Below are 1,539 nucleotides of genomic sequence, written 5' to 3' on the forward strand. Positions count from 1 at the left end.
ATGCGTTCGGCCGCTTCGTCGGTGCCGTCACACACGATCACCATCCCCGAATGCTGCGAGAAGCCCATGCCAACGCCACCGCCGTGGTGCAGCGAAACCCAGGTCGCGCCGCTCGCGGTGTTGAGCAAGGCGTTAAGCAGCGGCCAGTCGGAGACTGCATCCGAGCCATCCTTCATCGATTCGGTTTCGCGGTTCGGGCTGGACACCGAACCCGAATCCAGGTGGTCGCGACCGATCACGATCGGTGCTTTCAACTCACCGCTGCGTACCATTTCGTTGAACGCCAGGCCGAGCTTGGCGCGCTGGCCCAGGCCAACCCAGCAGATACGTGCTGGCAGACCCTGGAAGCTGATGCGCTCGCGGGCCATGTCCAGCCAGTTGTGCAGGTGGGCGTCGTCGGCAATCAGTTCTTTGACCTTGGCGTCGGTTTTGTAAATGTCTTCCGGATCACCCGACAGCGCGACCCAACGGAACGGGCCTACGCCACGGCAGAACAAGGGACGGATATAAGCCGGTACAAAACCCGGGAAGTCGAAGGCGTTTTCGACGCCGACTTCCTTGGCCATCTGACGGATGTTGTTGCCGTAGTCGAAGGTCGGAATACCGGCTTTCTGGAACGCCAGCATGGCTTCGACGTGTTCGCCCATAGACGCTTTTGCCGCCTTGACCACGGCAGCCGGGTCGGTCACGGCACGGTCGCGGTACTGTTCCCAGGTCCAGCCTTTAGGCAGGTAGCCGTTGAGCGGGTCGTGGGCGCTGGTCTGGTCGGTGACCATGTCCGGACGTACGCCACGGCGGACCATTTCTGGCAGCAGTTCGGCGGCATTTCCGCACAGGGCGATAGAAATGGCTTTGCCTTCAGCGGTGTATTTCGCGATACGCGCCAGCGCGTCATCCAGGTCCACGGCTTGTTCGTCGACATAACGAGTCGCCAGACGGAAATCGATGCGGCTCTGCTGGCACTCGATGTTCAGCGAGCAGGCACCGGCCAGAGTGGCGGCCAGAGGCTGCGCACCGCCCATGCCACCCAGGCCGGCGGTCAGTACCCATTTGCCCACCAGGCTGCCGTTGTAATGCTGGCGCCCGGCTTCAACGAAGGTTTCGTACGTGCCCTGAACGATGCCCTGGCTACCGATGTAGATCCAGCTGCCGGCGGTCATCTGGCCGTACATGGCCAGGCCTTTGGCGTCGAGTTCGTTGAAATGTTCCCACGTGGCCCAGTGTGGCACCAGGTTGGAGTTGGCGATCAGCACACGGGGCGCGTTGCTGTGGGTTTTGAACACGCCGACCGGCTTGCCCGACTGCACCAGCAGGGTTTCGTCATCGTTGAGGTTGGTCAGGCTCTCGACAATCTTGTCGTAGCACTCCCAGTTACGCGCTGCGCGACCAATACCGCCATACACCACCAGCTCGGTCGGGTTCTCGGCCACTTGCGGGTCGAGGTTGTTCATCAGCATCCGCAACGGGGCTTCGGTCATCCAGCTCTTGGCGGTGAGCTGGGTGCCGCGGGCTGCACGGATTTCACCGTCACGGTGGCGG

At 62.2% G+C, this 1,539-nt stretch carries 1 protein-coding gene; it reads right to left on the minus strand.

Going from position 1 to position 1,539, the window contains the following annotated elements:
* Positions 1 to 1,539, minus strand: a 1,539-nt coding sequence (gene hutU / locus AWM69_RS22645) for a urocanate hydratase (protein ID WP_218728597.1), incomplete at both ends; no start/stop codon positions are given.

The sequence above is a fragment of the Pseudomonas sp. D1HM genome, from assembly GCF_019266105.1.
Lineage (GTDB): Bacteria > Pseudomonadota > Gammaproteobacteria > Pseudomonadales > Pseudomonadaceae > Aquipseudomonas > Aquipseudomonas taetrolens.